The organism is Leptolyngbya sp. FACHB-321, assembly GCF_014695975.1.
Classification (GTDB): domain Bacteria; phylum Cyanobacteriota; class Cyanobacteriia; order Leptolyngbyales; family Leptolyngbyaceae; genus Stenomitos.
The window spans coordinates 1-7,507 of record NZ_JACJPI010000006.1 but is presented as its reverse complement, the minus strand read 5'-3'; the positions used below and the strand labels follow the sequence as shown (position 1 = coordinate 7,507).

Sequence of the window (7,507 nt, the reverse complement as noted above, 5' to 3'; positions counted from 1 at the left end):
TCAATGGGCGCGATCACGATCGGCAAAACAGAGTCAGTAGAGGCATCAGACATCGTCGATCGCCAAAGTTGGGTGGATTTCAGATAGAGATAATTGCACTTATCTCTATCAGAGTATTGTCAGAATATTACGTACTGGCACGTTTTGGCTGCCTGCCAGGGAGAATGGAGACAGTACAAACGGCAAAACATGGAACGGTCAACGAACGAGAAATGCTGGGCATGCTCGCTGCACACAGCTGCCGAGGCAGGAAGACTGCATGAGGCGGCACTAGGTGGAGACAGTTGCTAGCGCGAGGAGACTTGCCGGAGCCGTCGCTCCTACTATCGCAAAGGACGAAGTCGGCTTACACAGCGCCAAAGTGGGTTGGACGTCGTCACAGTGTCAATCCCACAAGTTGCTTTTGTTGTGCTGCACACCTATTTAGACTAGCCACGTCAACCCAACGATGAAGTTGTTATTCATGCAATGTGTGCTGAACTGTGGCGGGGCGATCAACCGATCGCGATGACACAACCGCACCACACATTTGGACTGCCGCCGCGTCTGGTCAAAGAGTATGCTCGTGAACTACTAAAGGCGCTGTATCAACGCTATGACAATCAGCGCCGGAGTAGGTTTGAGCGCTTTGCCCGTGAGGAGCAGCACTCAGTTTCGCAGCGCCCCATTCGTCCCTGTTCTTATCTTCTTGAGCAGTCGCACGCCACTCTTGTAGGAGGCAGGTAGTGAAGCCAAAACAATTGGAGTTAGCGGTTAGGTCCTGGGCGATCGAGACTGGGCGGAAATGATGCAGGAATGGGGAGTGACGGTAGACCATTCAACGATCAAGCGTTGGGTACTGGTACGCACCAGCACTGGACAAACGGATTCGACGGTAGCTGAAGCTAACGACCGACTCCTGAGGGGTGGACGAGACGTATAGCAAAATCAAGGGCGTGTGGCAGTAGCTGTATCGTGTCGTGGCTTCGCAGGACCATACGCTGGACTTTCTGCTGAGCGCCAAGCGGGATGGCAAGGCAATAGCACGCTTCCTTCGTCAAGTGCTCAAAGCAAAGCACACTGGGGCTCCACGAGCCATTAATGTGGCTAAGAATGTTGCGATCCAGTGGCAATGGCAACCCTGAAGGATGATGAGACAAGCGTGCAGGAGACCAGGTTACGGCAAGTGAAAGACCGGAACAAGATTATTGAGCCGGACCACAGGCACATCGAGCGGATGACCAGAGCCATGATGGGATGCGAAACGTTCAACAGCGCACGAAAAACTCTGAGGGGCATTGAGGCAATGAATATAGCCCGTAAAGGGCAAGTGCAAGGAATCAAACAAAGGGATAGTGTCTCTCAAGTTAAGTTTATTGAAACACTTTTTGGCATTGCTACTTAAGGGAATGCAAAGGATACAAAGCGTTTGTCCCTAAAAAGTTTTTGCGACACAACCTGCTTAAAAACCCTTGCTATATTTTAGTTTCAGCCTTAGCGTTGGAAAATATTCTGATGCTGGATAAACCCCTGCCTCGGCAAAGCCCCTGTTTAGACTTTACGGAACTGTGCAATATCCTTCATGGGTGACATACCGAACATACGAGAATATTCACGGCTGAACTGTGAGGCACTCTCATACCCAACTTGATGAGCAGCATTGGTGACATCGACCTTTTCAATCAACATTAGACGACGGGCTTCCATCAGCCTTAGCTGTTTTTGATATTGCACCGGACTCATTGAGGTTACTGCCTTAAAATGCCGATGGAATGATGCAGGAGACATACTTGCTTGCTTAGCTAGATCATCAATCCGCAATGCTTGTGTAAAATCAGCTTTGATCTGTTTAATCACTGCCGCAATGCGCTGCATATGACTCCCAAAAGTCGCAATCTGACGAACCGCTTGACCTTGTTCACCAATTAGAAGGCGGTAATAGATCTCGCGAACAATCATGGGTGCCAGGAATGGAATATGCTGCGGCGTATCCAAAAGCCGTGTCAGTCTGATGGCACAATCAATCAACGATTCATCAGCATCACTTACAAATAAGCCTCTGACTGAACTTTCTTTTTGATCTGGACTGCACTGGAGTTGGTCAATAATGTCCCAAAGCTGAGTCGCGTCCAGGCCGAGCTTAAAGCATAGATACGGCTGCTCCGGTGTTGCTTCGACAATCAATCCGCTGAGTGGTAGATCGACCGTGACCACGATATATTGAGCCGTCCCATAGTGATAGGTTTCCTTGCCCAGTAAAGTTTCTTTTTTACCCTGAAGAATAATGCAAAGCGTCGGTTCATACACGGCACGAAGTGCGGTAGGAGCCGTAGATTCCCGCATCAATTCCAACTGATCAATGGCGGTTGCATGGATGCCGTTTCCCTTTCCATGGGTGTGCCGAATCACTAATGTTGCCAATTCCTGACATAAATTGCTCGCAGTACCTCGCTTCATTATTTCAATCGCTCTACTGGATGCCTGAGAAATTCAGCCTTTTCTAGACACTCTATAGAGAATATTCACTCTGGTCAATCCTGCACCTGAGAGTATTGGGCAAGTATGTGCAAGTTTTATGTATTTGGTGCTAATTCTTTCAACTCTATGATGAACACGTTCCAAGGGGAAATGAAAGGATAAGGCAATGAGCAAGGCACAACAAAACTTGCTTTGATCGTTGGATCAATCCGAGGATTGGGCAAAAAATCGCCTCGATCTATGCCAGAGAATTTAATTTAGGAGAACGCCGATGGGCTTTCGGTTAAGACGACGACGGTTCGGTCAGCTCATGCTGATCAGCGCAATTTTTAGTGCAGTGGGAAACTGGGCAACTAAAGTCTTTGCTCAAACTCGTCCGCCATCTTCTCCATCAGTTCGCACTATCCCAGGAACAGACACGGTTAATCTGACACTGCGGGTGAATGGGACAGCACGCGCAGTGAAAATAGAACCGCGTGTCACGTTGCTCGATGCCTTGCGCGAGTACATTGGGCTTACCGGGAGCAAGAAGGGTTGCGACCACGGACAGTGTGGCGCTTGTACGGTATTGGTTAACGGACGGCGCATCAATTCCTGCCTCACTCTGGCGCTGATGCATGAAGGTGACGAGATCACCACAATTGAGGGTCTCGCCAAGGGAGACGCGCTGCATCCACTGCAAGCGGCATTCATTAAGCATGACGGCTTTCAGTGCGGCTACTGCACGCCCGGTCAGATTTGCTCCGCTGTAGCGCTATTAGATGAAGTAGCAACCGGTACGGCGAGTGCGGTAACGGCTGATGTTAGGCAAACCGGAGGCGTGAAGCTAACGGATGCGGAGATACGCGAACGCATGAGCGGCAACATCTGTCGCTGCGGCGCATACCCCGGCATCGTCGCGGCTATCCGCGAAGCAAGCGCAAGTCCCCGAGGAGTGTGACATTATGAAACCATTTGCTTACACGCGCACGACAGAGCGCGGCGCAGCCATCCAGACGGTTGGCAGCAACCAAACAGCGAAGTTCATTGCTGGCGGTACGAACCTTCTAGATTTAATGAAGGACAACGTGGAACAGCCCGATCGCCTCGTGGATATCTCGCGGCTGGAACTCGTTGGCATTGAAGAACGCGAGGGTGGCGTGCGTGTCGGTGCTTTGGCACGCAACAGCGATACGGCAAATCACCCACTGGTGCGCCAGCGCTACCCACTGATCTCTCAAGCTATTCTGGCTGGAGCCAGCGCCCAACTGCGAAACATGGCAACCAACGGCGGGAACCTGATGCAAAGAACGCGCTGTTACTACTTCTACGACACGGCGATGCCTTGCAACAAGCGAGAACCCGGTACGGGTTGTGGTGCTTTGGAAGGCTACAACCGCGTCCATGCGATCTTCGGCGCGAACGAGCAGTGCATTGCCACCCATCCATCGGATATGTGCGTGGCATTGGTGGCGCTTGATGCGATCGTGCAAGTCGAAGGACCGCAAGGGCAAAGAAGTATTCCCATTTCAGAGTTTCACCGACTACCAGGCGATACGCCGCAGGTAGATACGAACCTGCGACGCGACGAACTGATTACTGCGATCGACTTACCCGCTGCATCTGCCGTTTTCGCGCCGCGCTCATACTACCTGAAATTGCGCGATCGCACCTCTTATGCCTTTGCTCTTGTTTCTGTCGCTGCCGCGCTCGACATCCAGGGCGGCAAAATCCGCCAAGCACGGGTAGCGATGGGCGGGGTGGCACACAAGCCGTGGCGTGCAGTGGAAGCGGAAAAGATACTGACAGGTGCACCAGCAACGGCAGCGACCTTCCAGCAAGCTGCCGAAGTGACGATGCGTGAAGCACGGGCTTATGAACACAACCGCTTCAAGATTGAGATGGGCAAGCGGGCGATCGTACAGGCGCTGACTGCAGTAACCGAGGGAGGTGTGGCGTGAGTCAGAAGAAAAATGCTGCCGTCGGCAAGCCGCTAGATCGCGTTGACGGGCGCTTGAAAGTGACTGGGGCAGCACGTTACTCGGCGGAGTTCGAAGTGCCTGACCTTGTACATGCCGTGTTGGTCATGAGTACGATCGCGAAAGGGCGCATCCGGCAAATCGATACCCAAGCCGCAGAACGCGCTCCCGGTGTCCTGAGGGTAATTACCCATCTCAACGCCCCAAAGCTGACCTTTGACAAACCCGAGCAGCGGGCGTTGATCGATCCTAAAGTCGGGAAACACTTTCCCATCTTCCAAAGCGATACCATTTACTTCAACAGTCAGCCCATTGCAGTGGTGGTTGCCGATACCCTGGAGCGTGCTCAGTATGCTGCCTCGCTGGTGCAGGTTCGTTACGAAGAGCAAACTCCCGCGACAACTGTAGAAGCGGCAATGGCGCAAGCCTTCCCGCCTACCGAATCCAGCCAAGGCGGACGACATGCCGATGTGGTGCGCGGCAATCCCAACGCTTTAGCAAGTGCTGAGGTGCGGGTAGAGGGCAGTTACACGATTCCCATCGAACACCACAACCCGCTGGAGCCGCACGCCACGATCGCAACATGGCAAGGCGACAAACTGACACTTTACGACAAAACTCAATGGGTGTACAACACCCGGAAGCACGTCGCCCTAACCTTTGGCATGCCGGAAGAGAACGTGCGAGTGATCTCGCCCTTCGTTGGCGGAGCATTTGGCTCGAGTCTGCGGAGTTGGCCCCACGTCACGGTAGCCGCGATCGCTGCTCGTCAGGTGGGGCGTCCCGTCAAGCTGGTGCTCACCCGCCAGCAGATGTATACTTCAGTGGGATTTCGACCCTACACGGTGCAACGGGTGGCATTGGGCGCATCGAAGGATGGCAAGCTTACCGCGATCGTCCACGAGGCAACGGCGGGAACCTCCATGTACGAAGAGTATACCGAAGCGACGCTCGATGCGACTCGGATGCTTTATGCCTGCCCGAACCTGGTAACGCGATACCGTCTCGTCCGACTCAACACGAGTACACCCACCTTCATGCGGGGACCGGGGGAAATTTCTGGTGTGTATGCCCTCGAATGTGGTCTAGATGAACTTGCCTACACCCTCAAACTCGATCCCCTCGAATTGAGGCTGCGGAACTATGCCGAAGTCAATCCCGAAGATGGGCTGCCTTGGTCGAGCAAATTTCTCAAGGAATGCTACCAGGTCGGGGCAGAAAAGTTTGGCTGGTCACGGCGCAAACTGGAGGCGCGATCGATGCGTGACGGTCGCTACTTAGTTGGCATGGGCATGGCAACGGCTACCTACCCGATGTTTCGCTTGCGAGCTGTTGCCAAAGCGCGTCTCCTGGCTGACGGTACGGCGGTGGTGCAAAGTGCAGGCAGCGACATCGGCACGGGGACTTATGTGATCATGACCCAGATTGCGGCAGATGCTCTGGGTTTGCCGCCCGAACGAGTGCGGTTTGAGTTGGGGGATACAGATTTCCCCTACTCCCCTGTGCAAGGCGGCTCGATGCTCACCGCGAGTCTGGGTTCTGCGGTGCAAGCGGCGTGTCTGGCAGTCCGCGAACAAGCCCTGTCTCTAGCCAGTACTCAGCCGAATTCACTCCTGTCCAACGCCAAGGCCAATGAGGTTGGGGTGGAAGACGGACGGCTGTTTTTAAAGCAGGATGCGTCGAAGGGCGAGAGCTATACAGACATCCTGAAACGCGCTAACAGAGACTACATTGAAACCGAAAAGGACTCTGAACCAGGAGACGAGAAGCAGCGCTTCTCCATCCACTCCTTTGGCGCACACTTCGCTGAGGTGCATATCGATCCAGACTTTGGACTGGTGAGAGTATCGCGGGTTGTCTCAGTCTGTGATATCGGACGGGTGATTAATACCAAAACGGCAAGCTCTCAGGTGAGCGGTGCCGTTGTGGGCGGTATTGGCAAGGCGCTGATGGAGTACACCCAAATGGACTCACGTAATGGGCGTTTCATTAATGCCAATTTCGGTGAGTACCACGTACCCGTGAATGCCGACGTGACCGCGATCGAAACGTACTTTGTGGGAGAGCCAGACCTCAAGGCAAATCCTTTAGGGGCAAGAGGCGTTGGGGAAGTTGGCATCGTGGGCGTATCGGCAGCGATCGCTAACGCCATTTTCCATGCCACTGGCAAGCGCATCCGCGATTTACCGATTACACCGGACAAACTGCTTTGATAAAGGCAGAAGGCAGGAGGCAGAAGGCTTTTATCAAAGCCTTCCCCTAAGGAAGAAAGGATTGAAGTAAGGATGCCTTTTCCCTTTGAGGTGGGATGCCTTCTTGGAAAGAATCTTTTTTCTCTTTATCCCTTTCAAGGGATGGACATTTACAAGGGTTGGAGAAGGGAGAGCTTTCTTCTTATTCCTTCTGCCCTCTGCCTTCTTTGTAAACAGAAAAGGACAACGCCTACCTATGCAGTTTTCAGCTCAAAGTAACGCTGACAAGCCAACAAACTCAGCGATTGGCAAGCCGATGGATCGGACTGACGGGCGGCTCAAGGTTACGGGAGCGGCACGTTACGCGGCTGAGTTCCCAATGAAGAACTTAGCTCATGCCGTCGTGGTACGGAGTACGATCGCCCGTGGACGCATCCAGAGCATTGACACCAGCGCAGCAGAAAAATCTCCCGGAGTCCTTGCCGTTATTACCCACCTCAACGCGCCCAGGCTGGCAACCACTGACCCGCCCGAAGTCAGCGATCGCTACATCAAAGTAGTTCCAGTGCTGCAAGACGACCGGATTAACCACTACGGGCAGCACGTCGGCTTGGTTGTTGCCGAGACATTCGAGCAAGCTGAATATGCCGCAACACTCGTGCGCGTTGCCTATACACAAGAACGTCCGGCACTGGAGTTTGCAGCAAATCTCAACCGCGCTTATACACCGGAAAGGATCAATGCAGGCTACCCGACAGATACTCAGCAAGGGAATTTGGAGCAGGGTTTGAGTGCAGCGGATGTCCGCATTGATGTAACGTACACGACACCGATCGAACACAACAACCCAATCGAACCGCACGCCACGATTGCCGTGTGGGAAGGCGATCGCCTGACGCT

9 protein-coding genes are annotated in these 7,507 nt (G+C 53.3%); 8 read left to right on the top strand and 1 reads right to left on the bottom strand.

Features of this window, described 5'->3' with window-relative positions; genetic code table 11:
* Positions 1-468: 468 nt before the first annotated feature.
* Genes H6F76_RS00125 through H6F76_RS00110 form a run of 4 tightly spaced genes read left to right on the top strand, consistent with a single transcriptional unit; the run spans position 469 to position 1,384 of the window.
* Positions 469-726, top strand: a complete 258-nt coding sequence (locus H6F76_RS00125; protein WP_190504860.1) for a hypothetical protein — start codon at positions 469-471, stop codon at positions 724-726.
* A 58-nt stretch (positions 727-784) separates the two neighbouring features.
* The gene (locus H6F76_RS00120) at positions 785-922 is read left to right on the top strand and encodes a hypothetical protein (RefSeq protein ID WP_190504858.1); all 138 of its coding nucleotides are present in this window, start codon (positions 785-787) and stop codon (positions 920-922) included.
* Positions 923-959: 37 nt separating this feature from the next.
* On the top strand, positions 960-1,124 hold the full coding sequence (locus H6F76_RS30785; protein WP_347275961.1) for a DDE-type integrase/transposase/recombinase: 165 nt from the start codon (positions 960-962) through the stop codon (positions 1,122-1,124).
* On the top strand, positions 1,112-1,384 hold the full coding sequence (locus H6F76_RS00110; protein WP_190504856.1) for a DDE-type integrase/transposase/recombinase: 273 nt from the start codon (positions 1,112-1,114) through the stop codon (positions 1,382-1,384). Before H6F76_RS30785 ends, H6F76_RS00110 begins: the two co-directional genes overlap by 13 nt.
* 146 nt (positions 1,385-1,530) lie before the next feature.
* Here H6F76_RS00110 and H6F76_RS00105 read toward each other — a convergent pair whose 3' ends face one another.
* On the bottom strand, positions 1,531-2,436 hold the full coding sequence (locus H6F76_RS00105) for an AraC family transcriptional regulator (RefSeq protein ID WP_190504855.1): 906 nt from the start codon (positions 2,434-2,436) through the stop codon (positions 1,531-1,533).
* Between the two features lie 292 nt (positions 2,437-2,728).
* On the opposite strand from H6F76_RS00105, the gene H6F76_RS00100 reads away from it, so the two are divergent.
* The 4 genes from H6F76_RS00100 to H6F76_RS00085 all read left to right on the top strand — a co-directional run.
* The gene (locus H6F76_RS00100; protein ID WP_190504853.1) at positions 2,729-3,397 is read left to right on the top strand and encodes a 2Fe-2S iron-sulfur cluster-binding protein; all 669 of its coding nucleotides are present in this window, start codon (positions 2,729-2,731) and stop codon (positions 3,395-3,397) included.
* A gap of 4 nt (positions 3,398-3,401) precedes the next feature.
* Complete coding sequence (locus H6F76_RS00095; protein ID WP_190504851.1) at positions 3,402-4,397, top strand: xanthine dehydrogenase family protein subunit M; 996 nt, start codon at positions 3,402-3,404, stop codon at positions 4,395-4,397.
* Positions 4,394-6,628: a molybdopterin cofactor-binding domain-containing protein gene (locus tag H6F76_RS00090; RefSeq protein ID WP_190504849.1), complete on the top strand. Its 2,235-nt coding sequence runs from the start codon at positions 4,394-4,396 to the stop codon at positions 6,626-6,628. Before H6F76_RS00095 ends, H6F76_RS00090 begins: the two co-directional genes overlap by 4 nt.
* Before the next feature lie 235 nt (positions 6,629-6,863).
* On the top strand, positions 6,864-7,507 hold a 644-nt coding region (locus H6F76_RS00085; protein ID WP_190504846.1), incomplete at its 3' end, for a molybdopterin cofactor-binding domain-containing protein.